This window comes from Streptomyces fildesensis, from assembly GCF_016107395.1.
Taxonomy (GTDB): Bacteria; Actinomycetota; Actinomycetes; order Streptomycetales; family Streptomycetaceae; genus Actinacidiphila; species Actinacidiphila fildesensis.
Map to the genome: position 1 here is coordinate 83,570 of NZ_JAAIKO010000002.1, position 19,930 is coordinate 103,499.

19 protein-coding genes and 1 pseudogene are annotated in these 19,930 nt (G+C 70.9%); 8 read left to right on the plus strand and 12 right to left on the minus strand.

Annotation, left to right across the window (positions count from 1 at the left end; genetic code table 11):
• Positions 1 to 37 precede the first annotated feature (37 nt).
• From C6N31_RS04120 to C6N31_RS04140, 5 genes are all read right to left on the minus strand, one after another.
• Positions 38 to 856, minus strand: coding sequence for an adenosylcobinamide-GDP ribazoletransferase (locus C6N31_RS04120; protein WP_138353711.1), 819 nt, complete (start codon positions 854 to 856; stop codon positions 38 to 40).
• Positions 857 to 878: 22 nt separating this feature from the next.
• Complete coding sequence (locus tag C6N31_RS04125; RefSeq protein ID WP_164296214.1) at positions 879 to 1,589, minus strand: hypothetical protein; 711 nt, start codon at positions 1,587 to 1,589, stop codon at positions 879 to 881.
• Positions 1,586 to 3,358, minus strand: coding sequence for a phosphatidylglycerol lysyltransferase domain-containing protein (locus tag C6N31_RS04130; RefSeq protein ID WP_138353710.1), 1,773 nt, complete (start codon positions 3,356 to 3,358; stop codon positions 1,586 to 1,588). The genes C6N31_RS04125 and C6N31_RS04130 overlap by 4 nt, the downstream gene beginning before the upstream one ends.
• A 112-nt stretch (positions 3,359 to 3,470) precedes the next feature.
• On the minus strand, positions 3,471 to 4,619 hold the full coding sequence (gene cobT / locus C6N31_RS04135) for a nicotinate-nucleotide--dimethylbenzimidazole phosphoribosyltransferase (RefSeq protein ID WP_138353709.1): 1,149 nt from the start codon (positions 4,617 to 4,619) through the stop codon (positions 3,471 to 3,473).
• A gap of 411 nt (positions 4,620 to 5,030) precedes the next feature.
• Complete coding sequence (locus C6N31_RS04140) at positions 5,031 to 6,236, minus strand: bifunctional adenosylcobinamide kinase/adenosylcobinamide-phosphate guanylyltransferase (protein WP_187144839.1); 1,206 nt, start codon at positions 6,234 to 6,236, stop codon at positions 5,031 to 5,033.
• A 118-nt stretch (positions 6,237 to 6,354) separates the two neighbouring features.
• On the opposite strand from C6N31_RS04140, the gene C6N31_RS04145 reads away from it, so the two are divergent.
• Complete coding sequence (locus tag C6N31_RS04145; RefSeq protein ID WP_138356213.1) at positions 6,355 to 6,564, plus strand: hypothetical protein; 210 nt, start codon at positions 6,355 to 6,357, stop codon at positions 6,562 to 6,564.
• Positions 6,565 to 6,795: 231 nt separating this feature from the next.
• On the opposite strand, the pseudogene C6N31_RS04150 reads toward C6N31_RS04145, so the two are convergent.
• The 3 genes and pseudogenes from C6N31_RS04150 to C6N31_RS04160 all read right to left on the minus strand — a co-directional run.
• Positions 6,796 to 7,359 (minus strand): annotated as a pseudogene (locus C6N31_RS04150) (S1C family serine protease); the annotation flags it as partial.
• A complete protein-coding gene (locus C6N31_RS04155; protein ID WP_138356212.1) occupies positions 7,359 to 8,060 on the minus strand; it encodes a class I SAM-dependent methyltransferase in 702 nt (233 codons plus the stop codon). The pseudogene C6N31_RS04150 and the gene C6N31_RS04155, both read right to left, overlap by 1 nt.
• A gap of 86 nt (positions 8,061 to 8,146) precedes the next feature.
• Positions 8,147 to 8,734 (minus strand): DUF3043 domain-containing protein, encoded by a 588-nt coding sequence (locus C6N31_RS04160; RefSeq protein WP_138356211.1) that lies wholly within the window; start codon positions 8,732 to 8,734, stop codon positions 8,147 to 8,149.
• 194 nt (positions 8,735 to 8,928) lie between these two features.
• Between C6N31_RS04160 and C6N31_RS04165 the strand changes: the two genes are divergently transcribed.
• Together C6N31_RS04165 and pspAA are read left to right on the plus strand one after the other, a co-directional pair.
• Complete coding sequence (locus C6N31_RS04165; RefSeq protein ID WP_138356210.1) at positions 8,929 to 9,699, plus strand: PspA/IM30 family protein; 771 nt, start codon at positions 8,929 to 8,931, stop codon at positions 9,697 to 9,699.
• Between the two features lie 64 nt (positions 9,700 to 9,763).
• Positions 9,764 to 10,042 (plus strand): PspA-associated protein PspAA, encoded by a 279-nt coding sequence (pspAA, locus tag C6N31_RS04170; protein WP_164296222.1) that lies wholly within the window; start codon positions 9,764 to 9,766, stop codon positions 10,040 to 10,042.
• 93 nt (positions 10,043 to 10,135) lie between these two features.
• On the opposite strand, the gene nadA is transcribed toward pspAA, so the two are convergent.
• Positions 10,136 to 11,317 carry a quinolinate synthase NadA gene (gene nadA, locus C6N31_RS04175; RefSeq protein WP_138356208.1) on the minus strand — a complete coding sequence of 394 codons (1,182 nt, stop codon included), beginning with the start codon at positions 11,315 to 11,317 and terminating at the stop codon, positions 10,136 to 10,138.
• A gap of 232 nt (positions 11,318 to 11,549) precedes the next feature.
• Between nadA and C6N31_RS04180 the strand changes: the two genes are divergently transcribed.
• Positions 11,550 to 11,903, plus strand: a complete 354-nt coding sequence (locus tag C6N31_RS04180) for a HesB/IscA family protein (RefSeq protein ID WP_138356207.1) — start codon at positions 11,550 to 11,552, stop codon at positions 11,901 to 11,903.
• A 93-nt stretch (positions 11,904 to 11,996) separates the two neighbouring features.
• On the opposite strand, the gene C6N31_RS04185 is transcribed toward C6N31_RS04180, so the two are convergent.
• Positions 11,997 to 13,595, minus strand: a complete 1,599-nt coding sequence (locus C6N31_RS04185) for a hypothetical protein (RefSeq protein ID WP_198357147.1) — start codon at positions 13,593 to 13,595, stop codon at positions 11,997 to 11,999.
• Positions 13,596 to 13,689: 94 nt separating this feature from the next.
• On the minus strand, positions 13,690 to 13,908 hold the full coding sequence (locus C6N31_RS04190; protein WP_138356206.1) for a hypothetical protein: 219 nt from the start codon (positions 13,906 to 13,908) through the stop codon (positions 13,690 to 13,692).
• 188 nt (positions 13,909 to 14,096) lie between these two features.
• Between C6N31_RS04190 and C6N31_RS04195 the strand changes: the two genes are divergently transcribed.
• On the plus strand, positions 14,097 to 15,071 hold the full coding sequence (locus C6N31_RS04195) for a carbohydrate kinase family protein (protein WP_138356205.1): 975 nt from the start codon (positions 14,097 to 14,099) through the stop codon (positions 15,069 to 15,071).
• Between the two features lie 97 nt (positions 15,072 to 15,168).
• On the opposite strand, the gene C6N31_RS04200 is transcribed toward C6N31_RS04195, so the two are convergent.
• On the minus strand, positions 15,169 to 16,566 hold the full coding sequence (locus tag C6N31_RS04200; RefSeq protein ID WP_138356204.1) for a cysteine desulfurase/sulfurtransferase TusA family protein: 1,398 nt from the start codon (positions 16,564 to 16,566) through the stop codon (positions 15,169 to 15,171).
• Between the two features lie 237 nt (positions 16,567 to 16,803).
• Here C6N31_RS04200 and ctaC point away from each other — a divergent pair, with 237 nt between their 5' ends.
• From ctaC to C6N31_RS04215, 3 genes are read left to right on the plus strand one after another with little or no spacing between them, the layout of a single operon-like run.
• Entirely contained in the window at positions 16,804 to 17,754 is a 951-nt protein-coding gene (gene ctaC, locus C6N31_RS04205; RefSeq protein ID WP_138356203.1) for an aa3-type cytochrome oxidase subunit II, read from the plus strand.
• The gene (gene ctaD / locus C6N31_RS04210; RefSeq protein ID WP_138356202.1) at positions 17,751 to 19,508 is read left to right on the plus strand and encodes an aa3-type cytochrome oxidase subunit I; all 1,758 of its coding nucleotides are present in this window, start codon (positions 17,751 to 17,753) and stop codon (positions 19,506 to 19,508) included. Before ctaC ends, ctaD begins: the two co-directional genes overlap by 4 nt.
• A complete protein-coding gene (locus C6N31_RS04215) occupies positions 19,505 to 19,903 on the plus strand; it encodes a cytochrome c oxidase subunit 4 (protein WP_138356201.1) in 399 nt (132 codons plus the stop codon). Before ctaD ends, C6N31_RS04215 begins: the two co-directional genes overlap by 4 nt.
• The last annotated feature ends 27 nt before the right edge of the window (positions 19,904 to 19,930 follow it).

Sequence of the window (19,930 nt, forward strand, 5' to 3'; positions counted from 1 at the left end):
ATGGCGCCTGGTGCGACAGCACCCGGCGATGCCGTCGTCAGCCCAGGGACAGGACGACCAGAACCGCCGTCGCCGCCGTTTCGGCCAGGGCGCCGAAGACGTCGCCCGTGATGCCGCCGAAGCGGGTGCGGCAGTGGCGGAGGAGGAGTTCGGCCGTGATGAGGGCGAGGAGGGCGGCCAGGGCGAAGTGGAGGGCGGGGGAGAGGCCGAAGAGGGCGCCGGCCGCCGCCGCGACCACGAGGGTGCCGGCCGCGGTGAGGGCCGCGATGCGGAGCGGGACCGCTCCGGCCACGGCGGCGCCCAGGCCGTCGGGGCGGGCCGGGGGCACGCCGTCGCGGCAGGCCAGGGTCATGGCGGTACGGGCCACCACGGCGGAGACGGCGGCCGCGGCGGCGCCGTGGGACCAGCTGTCGGCGTAGAGGGCGGCGAGGCAGGCGACCTGGGCGAGGAGGACGAAGAGCAGCGTCAGGACGCCGAAGGGCCCGATGTCCGACTGCTTCATGATCCGCAGGGCGTCCTCGGCGGGCTTGGCGCTGCCGAGCCCGTCGGCGGTGTCGGCCAGGCCGTCCAGGTGCAGACCGCGGGTCAGGGCGGCGGGCACGGCCGCGGTGGCGACGGCGGCGAGCAGCGGGGACGCGTCCAGGAGCAGCAGCAGTCCGCCGACCGCGGCGGCACACAGGCCCACCACCGCCCCGACGACCGGCGCGCACAGCATCCCGCCGCGCGCGGCGGACCGGTCCCAGCGGGTGACGGTCACCGGCAGCGCGGTGAGGGTGCCGAAGGCGAAGCGGAGCGCGTCCGCGACGGAGGCGGCGGGCGCGGGTCCGGCCTTCGAGGGCTCGGCGGAGTCGGTCACCGCGTGAGGCTACCCCGGGCGGCTAACCCGAGGGCTGCCGCGGTGACTCCCGATGGAGCTCCGCCTCCCGGCGCCGCCGGAGGTGGCCCTCCAGGGCGCACAGCAGCAGCGTCGCCACGATCGCCGTCAGATGCTCGAAGCCCGCGAGGTTCACGATGAAGACGACCTCGACGAGCATCGCGAGGATCAGCGCGCCCCCCGTCCACCAGGCGCGGTAGCGGCAGGCCACGTACACCCCGAGGGCGACGACCGCCGCCGACGGGCCGGTGTCGCGCACGACGAGGGTGGAGACCGGGAGCCCGAGGAAGCCGTCGGGGCCGACCGCGAGCGAGTAGCGGGCGAACGACGTGCCGGCGAGCGTCGCGAGGAGCCCGATGCCGAGGGTGTGCCGCCTGCCGACCGTCATCTCGGCGATGCCGAACATGAAGACGACCTGGGCGATCAGCCCCCACACCGGCAGCGACGGGTCGGGGACGAAGAGCGAGAGGGGCGTGCGCAGCAGCGCCTTCCACCACGGGAGCGTCGCGTAGACGCCGCCGAGCCGGTTGACCCACTCCGTGCCGGTGCTCCCGGAGTGCTGGATCACCTGAAGGGTCAGGATGGACAGGCACGCGGAGAGGGTCAGTGGGATCGCGCGGAGCTTCTTCGTCCGCAGCTCGAACCACACATCTCGGGAGATTCCGCCCCATTCGACGTATGCGAAGTCGCGAAGGCGCTTGTTGAAGGGGCTCACCTGGCAGCGGTCCGCTCTCGGTCGCGTCTGCGCAGCGGGGACGGCAGCCGCGGCGCTTCGAGGAAGCCCTCGGCCCGGGCACTGGCGATTCCGATCCGCGGCAGCTCGCTGCTCTTGCCGAACAGCAGATACCGCGGCTCCCAGATGGGCCGGTACTTGGCGTTGGCCCGGTACAGCGACTCGATCTGCCACCAGCGCGAGAAGAACGTCAGCAGGGAGCGCCAGAACCGCAGCACCGGCCCGGCGCCCAGCCTCGAGCCGCGTTCGAACACCGAGCGGAACATCGCGAAGTTCAGCGAGATCTGCCGCACGCCCACCTCGTCGGCGCGCTGGATCAGCTCGATGACCATGAACTCGATCAGCCCGTTCTCGGAGTCGCGGTCGCGGCGCATCAGATCCAGCGACAGCCCCTGCGGACCCCACGGGACAAAGCTCAGCAGCGCGCGCGGCACACCCTCGCCGTCGTGGCACTCGACCATGACGCAGCGCCCGTCGGCGGGGTCGCCGAGCCGGCCGAGCGCCATCGAGAACCCGCGCTCCGTCTCCCCGTCGCGCCAGGCGTCGGCGCGCTCCAGCATCGCGTCCATCTCGTCCGCGGGGATGTCGTCGTGCCGGCGCATCCGGACGGTGTAGCCGGTCCGCTTGACGCGGTTGTACGCCTGCCGCACGGTCCGCATGGCGCGGCCGTCCAGGGTGAACTCGGCGGTCTCGACGATCGCCTCGTCCCCGATCTCCAGGGCGTCCAGGCCGTGCCTGGCGTAGATCACGCCCGCTTCCTCGCTCGCGCCCATCACCGCGGGCACCCAGGCGTGCTCGCGGGCCTCGGCGAGCCAGGCGTCGATGGCGCCGGGCCACGCCTCGGGGTCGCCGATCGGATCCCCGGACGCCAGCGACACCTCCCCGACGACCCGGTACGCGATCGCGGACTTCTCGCTCGGCGACCAGATGACGCTCTTGTCGCGGCGCAGCGCGAAGTAGCCGAGCGAGTCCCGGTCGCCGTAGCGGTCCAGGAGCCCGCGCAGCTTGGCCTCGTCCTCCGGGCCGAGCAGTGCCCGGCCGCGCGGCGAGCGGAACGCCACGTACAGCACGAGCAGGAAGAGCAACGCACTCATGACGTTGATGACGACATCCACCCACCCGGGCGTTGAGATGTTCGCGTAATTGTCGTCATTCGGGTCGAGCGCGATCATGCGCATGATCGCGTAACGGAAGCTGGCGCCGAAGTCCGAGCCGTGTTCGCTGTTGGTCGCGGTGACCAGCAGCGCGCTGATCAGCGAGCCCACGATGAGGCCGCCGACGGCGGTCAGGATCGCGTGCTTCGGATTGGAGCGGTCGCCCTTGGCCCGGAACTCACGGCGGCCGACCAGCAGGGCGGCGACGAAGGAGCCGGTCAGGCCCAGGGTGATCCAGTTCTGGACGTGGCCCCGGTACTCGGCGAAGCCCATCGTCAGCGCCAGCACCAGCAGGAACAGCCCGCTCAGCACGAGATTGAGCACCCACGCGGCCCGTTTGCGGCGCCGCATGGTGATGGCGAAGAAGAGCGCGAACACACCCGTGGTGAAGCCCGCGGTCAGCAGATACGGGGTGAAGAGGTCCTCGATGTTGTGGCGCCGGATGTCGGCTCCGAAGGAGACCCACACCGCCCCGAGGAAGTTGAGGAAGGCGACAGCCCGCAGATACCAGACGGCGTAGGCGGCGGAGCGCTGCCCCCAGACATGCGGACGGCCCTCCCCGTCCTGCGGTGTGCGACCCGGTGTCGTGCTGCCCATTCCCATGGTTGTGGATCTTATGACGGAATGTCCGGATCCTCGTCGCAGGGGCGGTGGCCGGATCCGGCTACGCCCCGCGGAGCCCACCCCGGAGGGCGGGCGGAACGGCGCTCTACGGAGTGTCGGCCGCCTCGCGGGGCGGGTCCGCGGGCGGCTCCTCCGACGTGACGGCGACAGGTTCCGTGACGGGTTCCGGGGCCCGCTCCACCACCGGCTCGCCCGACACGTCCGGCAACTCCGCCGCCAGCGCCGCCGCGGCCTGCAGCAGCGGCAGCGCGAGCAGCGCGCCGGTGCCCTGGCCGAGCCGTACGCCGTGGTCGAGCAGCGGCTCGATGGAGAGCCGGTCCAGAGCCTTGGCCTGCCCCGGCTCACCACTCGCCTGGCCCGCCAGCCACCAGTCGGGAGCCCGGAACGCCACACGCTGCGCGACCAGCGCACAGGCCGCGGAGACGACACCGTCCAGCACGACGGGCAGCTTGCGCACGGCGGCCTGCAGCAGGAAGCCCGTCATCGCGGCGAGGTCCGCGCCACCGCTCGCGGCCAGCAGTTCGAGCTGGTCGCCCAGGACCGGCCGGGCCCGGCGCAGCCCGTCACGGATCGCCGCGCACTTGCGCATCCACGCCAGGTCGTCGATCCCGGAGCCGCGGCCGGTCACCACAGAGGCGTCCGTACCGCACAGCGCCGCCACGAGAATGCCGGCGGCCGTGGTGCCACCGACGCTGATGTCACCGAGCAGTACGAGGTCGGTACCGGAGTCGGCCTCCTCGTCGGCGATGGCCATGCCCGCGCGGAACGCCAGTTCGGCCTCCTCGACGGTGAGCGCGTCCTCCACGTCCACCCGCCCCGAGCCGCGGCGCACCCGGTGCGCGGTGACCTCGGCCGGCAGCTCCGCCGGATCGCAGTCCAGGCCCATGTCGATCACGCGGACCTGCGCCCCGAACTGACGCGCCAGCACATTCACCGGCGCCCCACCGTCGAGCACCGCCCGGACCAGCGCCACGGCCGTACCGGCCTCATGCGCCGAGACGCGCAGGCTCGCGACCCCGTGGTCCCCGGCGAACAACAGCACCCGTGGCCGGGCGATCGGCCGCGCCGGAACCCGCCCCTGAGCGGCCGACAGCCACTCGGCCAGCTCCGCGGGCTTGCCGAGAGCCCCCGGAGGGCTCACCAGACGCTGCCACCGGTCTTGCGCGTCACGCCGCACACCGGCGTCGGGACGCTCCACCAGGGAGCCGAAGTCATCGAGATTCAGGCCGCTCATTCGCCGCACAGTACCGGCTGCGCCTCGGGCCAGGGGAAGCGGGCGCCTGCCGGCGCGGGCCGCAGGGGCCGCGCGGGCGCGGGCCGGCCTCCGGCCGTGGGGTGCGGGCCGCAGGGTCGCCTGCCGGCGCGGGATCGACCGGCGGCGGCCCGGAGTTCCCACCCCCAACCCGCACGTGGCGCGGGCCCGTCACCCAACCCCCACCGGGGCGTGAACGCGAAGGGCCGGCGCTACCCGCACGTGGCGCGGGCCTGTCACCCAACCCCCACCGGGGCGTGAACGCGAGGGGCCGGGATCGCAGGCAGGGGGGTCCGAAATGCTGCCGAGCTATTTGTGGGCCGCCAGGCCCGTAAATAGTCGATTTCGGACCCCCCTGCCGGAGAGCCCGGCCCCGACCAGGACACAGCCCCATCAGCCGCGCAGCGAAACCGCCTGACCCGCCACCACAAGAAGCACCTGCTCGGACTCTCCCGCAACAGCGGCGTTCAACCGCCCCAACTCGTCCCTGAACCGGCGCCCCGACGCCGTCCCCGGAACCACCCCCGAACCCACCTCATTGCTCACCGCGACCACCGTGCGCCGCGTCGCCCGCCACGCCGCCGTCAACTCGGCGACCCGGGCGTGCAGTTCGCGTTCGCCGCCCGACGACCACTGCTCGTCGTCCCAGGCGCCGACGGAGTCCATCGCGGACGTCAGCCACAGCGCCAGGCAGTCGATGAGCAGCGGCGCGCCGTCCACGGCGAGCAGCGGCACCAGGTCGCAGGTCTCCTGCGTCGCCCACGTACCGGGCCGGCGGTCGCGGTGCAGCGCGACGCGGCGCGCCCACTCCTGGTCGCCCTCGCGGGTGCCGCCGGTGGCCACGTACAGGACGTCGGAGAACGCGGCGAGCCGCCGTTCCGCCTCGGCGGACTTGCCGGAGCGGGCGCCACCGAGCACCAGCGTGCGGCGGGGCACGTCCGGTACGTCGTGGTAGTCGCCGGCGACCAGCGTGGTGCCGTCGGGGACGGCGCGCACGCCCAGCGCGGCGAGCCGGCGCCGCAGCTCGGCGCCGGGCGGCGCGCTGTGGTCGATGTGCACGGCGACGACGTCGGTGGTCGGGCCCACGGCGCCGGCGGCGCGCAGCCTGCCCAGCGCGTCGGGCCGGTCGACCGCGTCGAACAGCACCACGTTGTACGGTGCGGCGGCCTCCTGGACCCCGGCGGGGGCGCAGCCCGGTGGCAAATAGAGGGCCTTCATCCCGTCCGGCCCCTCGATCTCGTAGCCGGTGCCGGGCGCGTCCGTGGGGACGGCGCGTACCCGGTGCCCGGTCAGGAGCGTCAGCTCCTGACCGTCGGGGACGCGGCCCGGTGCCGGCAGGCCGACGGGGATCTCCACCGCGGGCCCGTCGTGCGGGTGGGACAGCAGTGCCTGCCGCACGCCGCCGAGGGAGTGCCCGGAACGGGCGGCGGCGAAGGCCAGCCCGGGGGTGAGGTCGAGCAGCAGCACGCCGTCCACGAGGACGGCGGTCGCGGCGCGCGGCCCGTCGCGGTCGCCGATGGCGTCCGCACAGGAGGCGCAGGGGCAGTCGGGCAGGGGCAGGCCCTCGGGGCCTCCGGTGCCGAGCAGTGTCAGTTCCACCCCCCGATCGTCTCGCGTCCGCGTACGGCGGGCTCGCCGGGTCCGCCATGCGGTTACCCTGCGGGACAGGCACACGACGGACAGCAGCAGCTGTGGACCGAGGACCGAGGAGAAATACATGGCGTGGACGTGGCGGTTCGAGAAGGCCGACGGCACCGAGGTTGCGCCCGCGGTGCAGCCGGAGGAGTTCACGACGCAGGGGGATGCGGAGTCCTGGATCGGTGAGCTCTGGAAGGACCTGGTGGAGGGCGGCGCGGACCAGGTCGTGCTCTTCGACGGGGAGACCAAGATCTACGGCCCGATGAGCCTGCACGGGAACGAGGAATAGCGGCGTAGCGCGCGGGGGGTTCGGTACCGGCCGCTTCGGGGTCGGGGCCGGGCTCTCCGGCGCGGGGGTCCGAAATCGACTATTTACGGTCCCCCAACCTTCGGCCGGGGGTGCCCCCAACTGCGATCCCGGCCCCTCGCGTCCAGGCCCCGGTGGGGAATGGGTGACGGGCCCGCGCCACGTGCGGATAGCGCCGGGGATCCGGGCACCGGCTGTGGCACGCCTGACGAGTCAGACCGACCCCAGCGTGACCTCCGCCGTCTTCGTGGCCCCGCCACGCTCGTACGTCACCTGGACCTTGTCGCCCGGCTTGTGGGCCGCCAGTGCCTCCGTCAGGGACTGCAGCGTCGAGATCCCGGTTGGGTCGATCTTGGTGATGACGTCGCCCGCCTTGAGTCCCGCCTTCGCGGCGGCTCCGCCGCCCGTTACCGAGACCACGGCGACGCCGGACGGCTGGAGGTCGTCGCCGACCACGGTGCGGGCGGTGATGCCGAGGGCGGCGCGGCCGGAGTCGGTGACGCGGCCGTCCTTGATGATCTGGCCGGCGATGTCGGTGACGGTCGCGGCCGGGATCGCGAAGCCGATGCCCGGCGCCGCTCCCGCGCCCATCTGGGGATCGGTGGCGGCCAGGGTCGGGATGCCGATGACCTCGTTGTCGAGGTTCACCAGGGCGCCGCCGCTGTTGCCGGGGTTGATCGCGGCCGAGGTCTGCACCATGTTCGCGATCGTGGCCCCGGTGCCGCCGTCGCTCTCACTGCCTTCGCCGACGGTCCGGCCGACGGCCGAAACACGCCCTAGGCGCGTACCCCGCACAGGTGCAGCAGTGCCGCCACGGCGCGGTACGGGTCCGTCCGCCCGGCCTGTTCCTCGGCGGCCAGCAGCGGTTCGAGATCCGCCGGTACCGGCGCGTCGTTCGGTGCGGCGTCGGTGAGGACCCGGACCCCGTACCAGGAGTGCACCGGGGTGCCCAGCCCGTTGAGGGTCGCGGTCACGGCCTCCCGGCGGTCGGCGCGCACGTCGAGGCCGATCCGGTTGGTGTACGTGTCGCTGCCGAAGGCGTCGAGCGCTGCTGGCCAGTCGCCGAGCAGCCCCGGCCGCATGGCCAGCGCGTCGGCGTTGCGTACGAGCAGCGACAGCAGACCGCCGGGCGCCAGCACCCGGGCCAGCGCGGCCAGCATCGGGTCGGGCTCGGGCATGTACATCAGCACGCCGTGGCAGAGCACGAGGTCGAAGCTGCCGGGGCCGAAGTGCCGGCCGGTCTCCCGGCCGTCGCCCGCGATCAGGGAGACCCGCTCGCGTATGCCCTCCGGTTCGACGGCCAGCGCGGTGCGCAGCGCGTCGAGCATCTCCGGGTCGGACTCCAGGCCGGTGACCTGGTGCCCCGCGCGGGCCAGCCGGAGCGCCTGGGTGCCCTGGCCGGGGCCGACGTCGAGCACCCGCAGCCGGCGGCCCACGGCGAAGCGCGCCGTTATCTGCTCGTCGAGCTGCCGAGCCACCAGTTCCTGGCGGACGACGTTGCGCAGCCCGCCGAGACCGCCCAGCCAGCCGGCCGAGCCGCCCTCGAACCCGGATCTGCCGGTGCTCAGAGCTTCACGCCGCGCTTGACCATCGGCTTCGGCAGCCGCAGCCGGCGCATCTGGAGCGTCCGCATCAGGGCGTACGCCACCGCACCGCGCAGGTTCTTGTCGGGGAAGCGGGTGCGCAGCTGCTTACGCAGCAGGATCGTCGTGATGACGGAGTCGACCAGGATCAGGACGATCACGACCATCCACAGCAGCAGCGAGAGGTTCCGCAGCTGAGTGTTCTGGATCATGCTCAGGACGAGGATGACCACCGCGAGCGGAAGGAAGAACTCCGCGACGCGGTAGCGCGAGTCGACATAGTCCCGGACGAACTTGCGCACCGGTCCCTTGTCTCGTGCGGGCAGGTAGCGCTCGTCGCCACCGGCCAGCGCTTCGCGCTGCTTGGCCATCTCGGCACGGCGCGCTTCGCGTGCCTGCTTGCCGGCGGCCTTGCGGTCGGTCGGCACGACGGCACGGGTGCGGCGCTGGCCCTGGGCCTCGTTGCGCTTGGGCGTGGGGCGACCCTTGGGAGCCTGCGGGTCGCGGGGCTGGTCCTCAAGCACCGTGGTGGTTGAGGCCTGCTCATCTGGGGAACGACGTCGGAACACGACTCCAGGTTACGTGCCCCGGGGCGGGAACCCCAGCCTTCACCTACTCCTTGGGCCTTAGGTCACCGAACCGTGATCGTCCCTAGGGAGGAGCGCATCCGTCGCCGAACAGTGCGGTAATGGAACCAGGGCCCGTACTGTGGGGTCTGTAGAGGTGCTGGAGCTGTAGTCCGAGAAGGGGGCGCGCGAGGCCCATGAGCGGTGTCATGAAGCGGATGGGATTGATTTTCCGCGCGAAGGCCAACAAGGCCCTGGACAGGGCCGAGGACCCGCGCGAGACGCTTGACTACTCGTACCAGAAGCAGCTGGAACTGCTGCAGAAGGTACGTCGGGGTGTGGCCGATGTCGCCACCTCGCGCAAGCGCCTGGAGCTGCAGCTGAACGAGCTGCAGAAGAAGTCGTCGACCTACGAGGACCAGGGCCGCAAGGCGCTGGCGCTGGGTCGTGAGGATCTGGCCCGTGAGGCGCTGTCGCGCCGGGCCGCGCTGCAGCAGCAGGTCACGGACCTGGAGACGCAGCACCAGACGTTGCAGGGCGAGGAGGAGAAGCTCACTCTCGCGTCGCAGCGGCTGCAGGCCAAGGTGGACGCCTTCCGCACCAAGAAGGAGACCATCAAGGCCACGTACACGGCCGCCCAGGCCCAGACCAAGATCGGCGAGGCGTTCTCCGGCATCTCCGAGGAGATGGGCGACGTCGGCATGGCGATCCAGCGCGCCGAGGACAAGACCGAGCAGCTGCGCGCGCGGGCCGGTGCCCTCGACGAGCTGATGGCGTCCGGCGCCCTGGACGACCAGAGCGGCCTGCAGAAGGACGACATCCAGGCCGAGCTGGACCGGCTGTCCGGTGGTACGGACGTCGAGCTGGAGCTGGCCCGGATGAAGGCCGAACTGGCCGGTGGCACTCCGCAGCAGGCCATCGAGGGCGGAAAGCAGCCCGAGGACAAGCCGCGGATGGACAAGCAGTAACGCAGGACAGCAGTGACGCAGGACAACCGCCGGGCCGTAGCCGAACCGACTAGGAGGCGCCGTCATGATCGTCAGGATCATGGGGGAGGGGCAGGTGAAGGTGGCCGACAGCCATCTCACCCGCCTCAACGTGCTGGACGACGAACTGCTCGCCCAGATCGAGAGCGGTGACGAGGAAGGCTTCCGCAAGACGCTGGGAGCCCTGCTCGACGCCGTACGGGAACTGGGCGAACCGCTGCCCGACGCCTCCCTGGAGCCGTCGGAGCTGATCCTGCCGTCTCCCGACGCCTCCCTCACGGAGGTCCGGGAGATGCTCGGCGACGACGGGCTCATCCCGGGCTGAGCCGCGCGATCGCACCTCGCACCTCGTACCGCTCATGAACGGGCGGGCCGGAACCCTCAGGGTTCCGGCCCGCCCGTTCAGCGTTACCGGGCCTTACGGCAGCGCCAGCATCTGCTCCAGGGCCAGCTTGGCGAACCGCTCGGTCTCCTCGTCCACCTGGATGCGGTTGACGAGCTTGCCGTCCGCCAGCGACTCCAGGGTCCACACCAGGTGCGGCAGGTCGATGCGGTTCATCGTCGAGCAGAAGCAGACGGTCTTGTCGAGGAAGACGATCTGCTTGTCCGGGTGCGCCTTGGCGAGCCGGCGGACCAGGTTCAGCTCGGTGCCGATCGCCCACGCGGAGCCGGCCGGGGCCGCGTCCAGCGCCTTGATGATGTACTCCGTCGAGCCGACGTAGTCGGCGGCGGAGACGACCTCGTGCTTGCACTCGGGGTGCACCAGCACATTGACCCCGGGGATCCGTGCGCGGACGTCCTCGACCGACTCGATCGAGAAGCGGCCGTGCACGGAGCAGTGGCCGCGCCACAGGATCATCTTGGCGTCGCGCAGCTGCTGGACGGTCAGGCCGCCGTTCGGCTTGTGCGGGTTGTAGAGGACGCAGTCGTCGAGCGACAGGCCCAGATCGCGTACCGCGGTGTTGCGCCCCAGGTGCTGGTCGGGAAGGAAGAGCACCTTCTCGCCCTGTGAGAACGCCCACTCCAGCGCGCGCTCGGCGTTCGAGGACGTGCAGATCGTGCCGCCGTGCCGGCCGGTGAAGGCCTTGATGTCGGCGGAGGAGTTCATGTAGGAGACGGGGACGGTGGCCTCGGCCACGCCCGCCTCGGTCAGCACGTCCCAGCACTCGGCGACCTGCTCGGCGGTGGCCATGTCGGCCATCGAGCAGCCGGCCGCCAGGTCCGGGAGGATCACGGCCTGCTTGCCGGACGTGAGGATGTCCGCGGACTCGGCCATGAAGTGCACACCGCAGAAGACGATGTACTCGGCCTCCGGGCGCGCGGCGGCGTCCCGCGCGAGTTTGAAGGAGTCACCGGTCACATCGGCGAACTCGATGACTTCGTCGCGCTGGTAGTGGTGGCCCAGGATGAAGACCTTGCTCCCGAGCTTCGCCTTGGCGGCGCGGGCGCGCTCGACCAGGTCGGGGTCGGACGCGGCCGGCAGGTCGCCGGGGCAGTCAACTCCGCGCTCGCTACGGGGATCGGACTCCCGCCCGAGCAGCAGCAGGGCGAGCGGCGTGGGCTGAACATCCAGCACATCCAGCGGTTCTGTGGTGGTCACGGGCCCGGAGCCCTTTCTGTGCAGCACAGCCTTTTCGTCTACCTGACGTTATCTATGATAGCCCGTTCGTGTCAGATTGACGATGGGGGTCGCGTCAATGTGACGCATTCCGTTCCCGGCCTCCGGTGTGCGAGCATTGTTGGCGGAAAGACGTATCGGACCCGGAATGAATCCGGGGGGTCATCGGTTACCAGTCGGTGGCAGCAGTCCGAACAACCCGGGAGTGAAGCAGATGACGGTTCAGGACGAGACCACCGCGAACGACGGACTTCTCCTGTCGGATTCCGCCGCGGCCAAGGTCAAGGGCTTGCTCGAGCAGGAAGGCCGCGAGGACCTGGCGCTGCGCGTCGCCGTTCAGCCCGGTGGCTGCTCCGGTCTGCGCTACCAGCTGTTCTTCGACGAGCGTTCGCTCGACGGCGATGTCGTGAAGGACTTCGACGGTGTGAAGGTCGTCACCGACCGCATGAGCGCCCCGTACCTGGGCGGCGCCTCCATCGACTTCGTGGACACGATCGAGAAGCAGGGCTTCACGATCGACAACCCGAACGCCACCGGCTCCTGCGCCTGCGGCGATTCGTTCCACTGATCGCACGCGAAGGCGGCGGCCACCCGAGAGGGTGACCGCCGCCTTCGTCGTTCCGCGGCCCGCTGGGAACCGGTCCGCCCGGAACCTGTCCGGCTACTTCCGCAGCGGCACGACGGTGCCGTCGTACAGGTCGACGACCTTGCGGTCACCGAGCGGCTTGGCCAGCTGCACGGTCCTGGTGGTGTCCTTCGCGATCATGATGCACATCCCCCGCACGGCCGGGTCGTGCATCCCCGTGATCCGCACGGTCACCGCCGCGTCGGACTCCTCGGCGGTCGCCGCGTAGGTAGAGCAGACACCGGCCCAGAAGTGCAGCTCCAGGACGTTGCCGCGCACGGTGTACGAGACGGCCTTCTGCTTCTTGGGCGCGTTCGGGTCGGCGGGCTGCCCGGGGTCGGCGGGCTGCGTCGGCGCGGTCGTACCCGGACCGCCCGGCTCACTCGGCAGTCCCGTGCCCGGCGCCGTCTGCTGGATGTAGCGCGCCTCCACGGCGGGCTGTGCCACCGTGTGCGCCTTCACCACTCCGGCCTGTGCCACGTCGAACAGCCAGGACGGCACCAGTGCCCGCGCGCCCGAGACGAACTGGGCCGACAGCCCGAACGTGACGCCGCGGACCTCCAGCTTCTGCTCGGCGGCCGGCACACACGGCATCGACTGCGGCAGCGTCTTGTCGTCGCTCGGTGCCGTCGGCGCCTTCGGGAGCGGTGCCGGGCAGGTGCCGCCGACCCCGTGGTCCGTGCCGCCGGCTCCGCCGGTCTCCAGCTGCTTCAGGGCCTGCGCCGCGTCGATCACCGGGTACTGGTCGCCCTTGTCGAGGGCCGCCAGCAGACCGTAGCCGCCGCTCAGCTGCCCGTCCGCGCCGATCCGCAGGGTGGTGCGCCAGCCATGCGTCGGCAGCCCGCCCACCACCGGGTCGGCGTTCACCATGCGCACCGCGCCGGCGGTCTCACTCGCGTCCACCGCGGCTCCGGTCAGTCCGAGAGCGGCCAGGGCGGGCGCCGCGGCCTGCTTCGCCCGGTCCTCGGAGACCGCGCCGTCACTCGTGCCGGCCAGCCCGGAGGACGACGTCGAGGTACCGCCCGCGCCGTCGGCCGAGGCGACCGGCGGGCCGGAGCAGACCGGGGAGTCGGGACCGCCGGCGCTGGGAGCACTCGGCACCCCCGGCTTCATCGGCGTGGTGCGGTAGCACTTGGCGATCGGGCCGAGCCGGGAGTACGACCAGTTGCCCTCGCCCGACCGGTTGACCTGCAGGAACGGCCCGCTGCCGTCCGGGGTGCCGCCCGCCCGCCAGAAATCGTGGTCGAGCTTGACGGGGCCGGGCACATCCAGCGCCTTCGCCAGCTTCTCGACGGCCGCCTGCGTCACGTCCCCGTGCGGCCGGTAGACCGGTGCCGCCTTCGGACCGGCCGGCAGCGGCTTCGTGACCTGGTACTGCGCCCCGGCGGGGGCCGCCGCGCCGCTGTCCGTGCCGGCTGCCACCCCGGTCCTGGCGCCGTCCAGCGCCAGTGGCGCGGGTGCCTTGCTCTCGCTCTTGTCGGGGGCGCTGCTGCCCGCGTTCGCCGTCGCCCAGTAGGCCCCGCCGCCGCCAGCCACCAGGACCGCCGCGGCCATCGCGGCGACGGCCAGTGGTGACCTGAGGCGGCGGCGGGGGACGGGATGCTCCATCGTGTCGTCGTTGCGTTCGGTGCTCACCGTGCTGCTCCCTCGGCTCCGTACCGTCAGATGCAGCTGTGACGGAGCCGGAGCCCGCGCGGTTCCCACCGCGCGGTTCCGCGACCGGCCGGGATCAGGCGCCGTACTCCGCCATACCGTCCACGACGTGCGCGGACGCGAGCGGCACGGTGATTCCGTGCAGGCTCGACGGAGCGGCCACCGGTGGGGCCGCATGGGCGGGAACCGTCCAGTGCGGCGCCATCCGACGGCAGTCGCCGAGCAGTTCGGCGAGCGATTCGGAGCGGGATTCAGGTTCGACGACGGGGGGCAGTGGGGACGAAGTAGAAGCCATGTCTTCGACCCTAGGCACTTGATCAGGTAGGGGTAAGCCCTACTATCGGGTAGTTTCTCCGTGTCCGGTGGCCGGTTCCCGGTCGCGGCGGCGCACCCCATACGATGGCTGTGCCTTTTCCGTGTTGCCCAGGGCCTCCTTCCGGCCCTTGCCGACCTTCGCCGCCGCCCCCGCAGGAGCATTCAGTCGTGCGTATCGCTGTCACCGGATCCATCGCCACCGATCACCTGATGACCTTCCCCGGCCGCTTCGCCGACCAGCTGGTCGCGGACCAGCTGCACACGGTCTCGCTCTCCTTCCTCGTCGACAACCTCGATGTCCGGCGCGGCGGAGTCGCTCCGAACATCTGCTTCGGCATGGGCGTGCTCGGCCTCCGGCCGGTCCTCGTGGGCGCGGCGGGCTCCGACTTCGCCGAGTACCGCGCCTGGCTGGACCGGCACGGCGTCGACACCGCGTCCGTCCGCATCTCCGAGGTGCTGCACACCGCGCGCTTCGTCTGCACCACGGACACCGACCACAACCAGATCGCGTCCTTCTACACCGGCGCGATGAGCGAGGCCCGGCAGATCGAGCTGCAGCCGATCGCCGACCGGGTGGGCGGCCTGGACCTGGTCCTCATCGGCGCGGACGACCCCGAGGCGATGATCCGGCACACCCAGGAGTGCCGCAGCCGTGGCATCCCGTTCGCGGCCGACCCCTCGCAGCAGCTCGCCCGCATGGACGGCGAGGACATCCGCCTCCTCGTGGACGGCGCCACGTACCTCTTCACCAATGAGTACGAGAAGGCGCTCATCGAGTCGAAGACGGGCTGGACCGGCGAAGAGATCCTCGCCAAGGTCGGCACCCGCATCACCACCCTCGGCGCGCAGGGCGTCCGCATCGAGCGGGTCGGCCAGCCGGTGATCGAGGTCGGCTGCGCCGAGGAAGAGGCGAAGGTCGACCCGACCGGCGTCGGCGACGCGTTCCGCGCCGGCTTCCTGGCGGGCCTGGACTGGAACCTGTCGCTGGAGCGCTCCGCCCAGCTCGGCTGCATGCTGGCGACCCTCGTCATCGAGACGCTCGGCACCCAGGAGTACGAGCTGCGCCGCGGCCACTTCATGGACCGCTTCACCAAGGCCTACGGCCACGAGGCCGCCGCCGAGGTCAAGACCCACCTGGCCTGACCCTTTCGTTCCCTCGATCGCCGGCCGGGCTGATTCCTTCAGCCCGGCCTGGGGGTACCTCCCGGACGGAGTCCGGGGGAGCTCGAGGCCATCTTTTTCACGTTCTGCGCCGCACCAGGTACGCCGTACCCCGCTTTGCCGCGCGCTCGCCGACGTACTCCTGGTCCCGCATCTGGCACCACGCGGGGATGTCCAGCCGCGCCGCCTCGTCGTCGGACAGCACGGAGATCACCGCGCCCACCGGCACATCGCCGATGACCTTGGCGAGCTCGATGACCGGGACCGGGCAGCGCTTGCCGAGCGAGTCGACCGTCAGAGCGGGCTTGTCGGGGGCACCGGCGACCTCGGCCGACGGGGCGGAGGTGTCCGCGGCGGGGGAGGCCGGGGCGCCGAGCTGGTCGCGGACCGAGCGGACGACCTCCGGCAGCACGCCGAGGAACCGCTCGACGTCCTCCGCAGGAGTGCCCGGCGGCAGTGACACCCGGACGTTGCCCTCCGACAGGACGCCCATCGCGCGCAGCACATGGCTCGGGGTCAGGGTGCTGGAGGTGCAGGACGAGCCGGAGGAGACCGAGAAGCCCGCGCGGTCGAGCCCGCCGAGCAGCGCTTCCCCGTCGACGTAGAGGCAGGAGAACGTCACGAGGTGCGGGAGCCGCAGCGTGGGATGGCCGACGACCTCCACATCGGGGACGAGTACCGGCACCCGGGAGCGGATCCGGCCGACCAGCTCCGACAGCCGCGCCCCTTCGGCCGCGGCCTCCTCCCGCACGGCGCGCAGCGACGCCGCCGCGGCCACGATGGCCGGCAGGTTCTCGAAGCCGGGGGAGCGTCCCGACTCCCGTTCGTCCGTGGGGCCCTGAGCGGCGAAGCGCACGCCCTTGCGGACCGCGAGCAGCCCGACCCCGGGCGGCCCGCCCCATTTGTGGGCGCTGGCGGTGAGCAGCGACCAGCCGCCATCCACCGGCCCCCAGGCCAGCGACTGCGCCGCGTCCACCAGCAGCGGCACCCCCGCCTCCCGGCAGAGCTCGGCGGCCTCGGCGACCGGCTGGACCGTTCCCACCTCGTGATTGGCGGACTGCAGGCAGGCCAGTGCCGTGTCCGGCCGCAGCGCGGCGGCGAACGCGGCGGCGTCCACCCGCCCCGTACGGTCCACCCCGACCTCGGTGGCCTCGTACGCCTCGGCCGCATGGAGCACCGACGAGTGCTCGACGGCCGACACCACGAGGTGACGCCCCGTCCGCCGCCGTCCCGCCATGGCTCCTGACACGCCCGTGTGAACGGCACGGGTTCCCGAAGGAGTGAAAACCAGTTCGTCGGGACGGCAGCCCACCGCTTCGGCGGCCGCCTCGCGGGAGGCGTCCAACAGCAGCCGGGCGCGCCGCCCCTCGCGGTACAGGCGGGCCGGATCCGCCCACCCCTCGTCCAGCGCGGCTACCAGCGCCTGGCGGGCGACGGGGTGCAGGGGAGCGGCCGAAGCCGCATCGAAGTAGGACACGCCCGGCACGCTACGCCTGTCGCCCGGCGGGCCGTCAGGCGGCATGCGGAGCATGCCGGTCCATCCCTTCGGGAAGTGCCCCGGCGCGTTGGACCCCCTCCCCGCGCGACCCCAAATAGCGTCCAGTAGGGTTTGGTCCGCATAAACATCCACACCTACCTGCCCGCGCCAGGGCCGACCGACCAGCTGACGGCCGGGCACCCGGACGCGTGGGCGAGACTCTCGGGAAGGCGCTACGTGAGTCCCAACGGCTCCGACCGCTCGTCGCGGCGCCCGGTGCGGCGGAAGCTGCCGCAGGCGCTGGCCGCGGCGCTGGTCCTTGTGACCGCTACCGGTTGTGAATACCCCCGCCTTGGCATGCCCAGCCCCGCTACGGAACAAGCCCCCCGGATCCTGGCGCTCTGGCAGGGCTCCTGGGCCGCCGCGCTGGCGACCGGTGTACTTGTCTGGGGTTTGATCATCTGGAGTGTGATCTTCCACCGGCGAAGCCGGACGAAGGTCGAGGTTCCTCCGCAGACCCGGTACAACATGCCCATCGAGGCGCTGTACACCGTGGTCCCGATCATCATCATCGCGGTGTTCTTCTACTTCACCGCGCGTGACGAATCCAAGCTTCTGGCGACCTCAGAAAAGCCGGACCACGTGGTGAACGTGGTCGGCATGCAGTGGAGCTGGGCCTTCAACTACGTCGAGGACGTGGACGGCAACAAGTCGTCCCCTGCGGTGGCTCCCAAGGAGCTCGAGCAGATCCCCGTCGACAAGCTGAAGTTCCCGGTGGGTGCCGAGGGCGTCTACGACTTCGGCACTCCCGCCACGAAGAACCAGGACACCGGTAACCCCGGTCCGACGCTCTGGCTGCCGAAGGGCGAGACGGTGCGGTTCGTCCTCACCTCGCGCGACGTCATCCACTCGTTCTGGGTGGTGCCGTTCCTCATGAAGATGGACGTCATCCCGGGCCACACCAACGTCTTCGAGGTGACCCCGAGCAAGGAGGGCACCTTCCTGGGCAAGTGCGCGGAACTGTGCGGCATGGACCACTCCCGGATGCTCTTCAACGTGAAGGTCGTCTCCCCGGAGCAGTACCAGCAGCACCTGCAGGATCTGGCGAAGAAGGGCCAGACCGGATACCTCCCGGCGGGCATTGCCACCACGGGCAACGCCAAGAATGCGGAGCCCAAGACCACATGAGCATTCTCAACGAACCCCATCAGGGCGCGGCCGCCATCGGCGAGTCGTACGAGGACGAGTTGCCGGTGAAGCGGGCACAGCCCGGCGCCGTGGTCATCAAGTGGCTCACCACCACCGACCACAAGACGATCGGGACGATGTACCTGATCACCTCGTTCTTCTTCTTCATCCTCGGCGGGATCATGGCGCTGCTCATGCGCGCCGAACTGGCCCGCCCGGGCACCCAGATCATGTCGAACGAGCAGTTCAACCAGGCGTTCACGATGCACGGCACCGTGATGCTGCTGATGTTCGCGACGCCGCTCTTCGCGGGCTTCGCGAACTGGATCATGCCGCTGCAGATCGGCGCGCCCGACGTGGCGTTCCCGCGGCTGAACATGTTCGCCTACTGGCTCTACCTGTTCGGCTCGCTGATCGCGGTGGCCGGCTTCCTGACGCCGGCGGGCGCGGCCGACTTCGGCTGGTTCGCGTACTCCCCGCTGTCGGACGCGGTCCGGTCCCCGGGCGTCGGCGCCGACATGTGGATCATGGGTCTGGCCTTCTCCGGTTTCGGCACGATCCTCGGTTCGGTCAACTTCATCACCACGATCATCTGCATGCGCGCACCCGGCATGACGATGTTCCGCATGCCGATCTTCGTCTGGAACGTCCTGCTGACCGGTGTACTGGTCCTGCTGGCCTTCCCGGTGCTCGCCGCCGCGCTGTTCGCCCTGGAGGCCGACCGGAAGTTCGGGGCGCACGTCTTCGATGCCGCCAACGGCGGGGCGTTGCTTTGGCAACACCTGTTCTGGTTCTTCGGGCATCCAGAGGTGTACATCATCGCGTTGCCGTTCTTCGGCATCATCAGCGAAGTGATCCCGGTGTTCAGCCGCAAGCCGATGTTCGGCTACGTCGGCCTGATCGGCGCGACGATCTCCATCGCCGGCCTGTCGGTCACCGTCTGGGCGCACCACATGTACGTCACCGGCGGTGTGCTGCTGCCGTTCTTCTCGTTCATGACGTTCCTCATCGCGGTCCCGACCGGGGTGAAGTTCTTCAACTGGATCGGCACGATGTGGAAGGGGTCACTGAGTTTCGAGACCCCGATGCTGTGGGCCGTCGGCTTCCTGATCACCTTCGCGTTCGGTGGTCTGACCGGTGTGATCCTGGCGGCGCCGCCGCTGGACTTCCACGTCTCGGACTCGTACTTCGTGGTGGCGCACTTCCACTACGTGATCTTCGGGACCGTGGTCTTCGCGATGTTCTCCGGCTTCCACTTCTGGTGGCCGAAGTTCACCGGCAAGATGCTGGACGAGCGGCTCGGCAAGATCACCTTCTGGACGCTGTTCTTCGGCTTCCACGGCACGTTCCTGATCCAGCACTGGCTGGGTGTCGAGGGCATGCCGCGCCGTTACGCGGACTACCTGGCGGCCGACGGGTTCACCACGCTGAACACCATCTCGACCATCAGTTCGTTCCTGCTCGGCCTGTCGATGCTGCCGTTCTTCTACAACGTGTGGAAGACCGCCAAGTACGGCAAGAAGGTCGAGGTCGACGACCCGTGGGGCTACGGCCGTTCCCTCGAATGGGCGACCTCCTGCCCGCCGCCGCGGCACAATTTCCTCACGCTGCCGCGTATCCGGTCCGAGTCGCCGGCGTTCGACCTGCACCACCCGGAGATCTCCGCGATGGAGCTCGAGCAGAACCTCGACCCTGAGCGCGGCGCCCTCGTCGCCGGTGGCGAGGAGCACGAGGAGAAGGGGAAGCAGCTGTGAGGGTCCAAGGCAAGATGTTCCTCGGCCTGGCGGTCTTCATCCTCGCCTCGGCCATCGTCTACGGCTACTGGTCCAAGGAGCCCGCCGGCACCACGGCGCTGTTCCTTGCCTTCGGCCTCAGCGTGATGATCGGGTTCTACCTGGCCTTCACCGCCCGCCGGGCGGACACCGGAGCCCAGGACAACGAGAACGCGGACGTCGCGGACGACGCCGGCGAGGTGGGCTTCTTCAGCCCGCACAGCTGGCAGCCGCTCTCGCTCGCCATCGGCGGTGCGCTGGCGTTCCTCGGTGTGATCTTCGGCTGGTGGCTGCTGTACTTCTCCGCCCCGATGCTCCTCATCGGCCTGTACGGCTGGGTGTTCGAGTACTACCGCGGTGAGAACCAGACACAGTAGGACCGGCGGGTGACCGCCGCGACACAT

Coding starts and splice junctions, on each gene's coding strand:
- C6N31_RS04165 (WP_138356210.1), top strand. CDS start 8,929: ATGAGCGGTGTCATGAAGCGGATGGGATTGATTTTCCGCGCGAAGGCC.
- C6N31_RS04145 (WP_138356213.1), top strand. CDS start 6,355: ATGGCGTGGACGTGGCGGTTCGAGAAGGCCGACGGCACCGAGGTTGCG.
- C6N31_RS04190 (WP_138356206.1), bottom strand. CDS start 13,908: ATGGCTTCTACTTCGTCCCCACTGCCCCCCGTCGTCGAACCTGAATCC.
- cobT (WP_138353709.1), bottom strand. CDS start 4,619: ATGAGCGGCCTGAATCTCGATGACTTCGGCTCCCTGGTGGAGCGTCCC.
- ctaD (WP_138356202.1), top strand. CDS start 17,751: ATGAGCATTCTCAACGAACCCCATCAGGGCGCGGCCGCCATCGGCGAG.
- C6N31_RS04130 (WP_138353710.1), bottom strand. CDS start 3,358: ATGGGCAGCACGACACCGGGTCGCACACCGCAGGACGGGGAGGGCCGT.
- C6N31_RS04180 (WP_138356207.1), top strand. CDS start 11,550: ATGACGGTTCAGGACGAGACCACCGCGAACGACGGACTTCTCCTGTCG.
- pspAA (WP_164296222.1), top strand. CDS start 9,764: ATGATCGTCAGGATCATGGGGGAGGGGCAGGTGAAGGTGGCCGACAGC.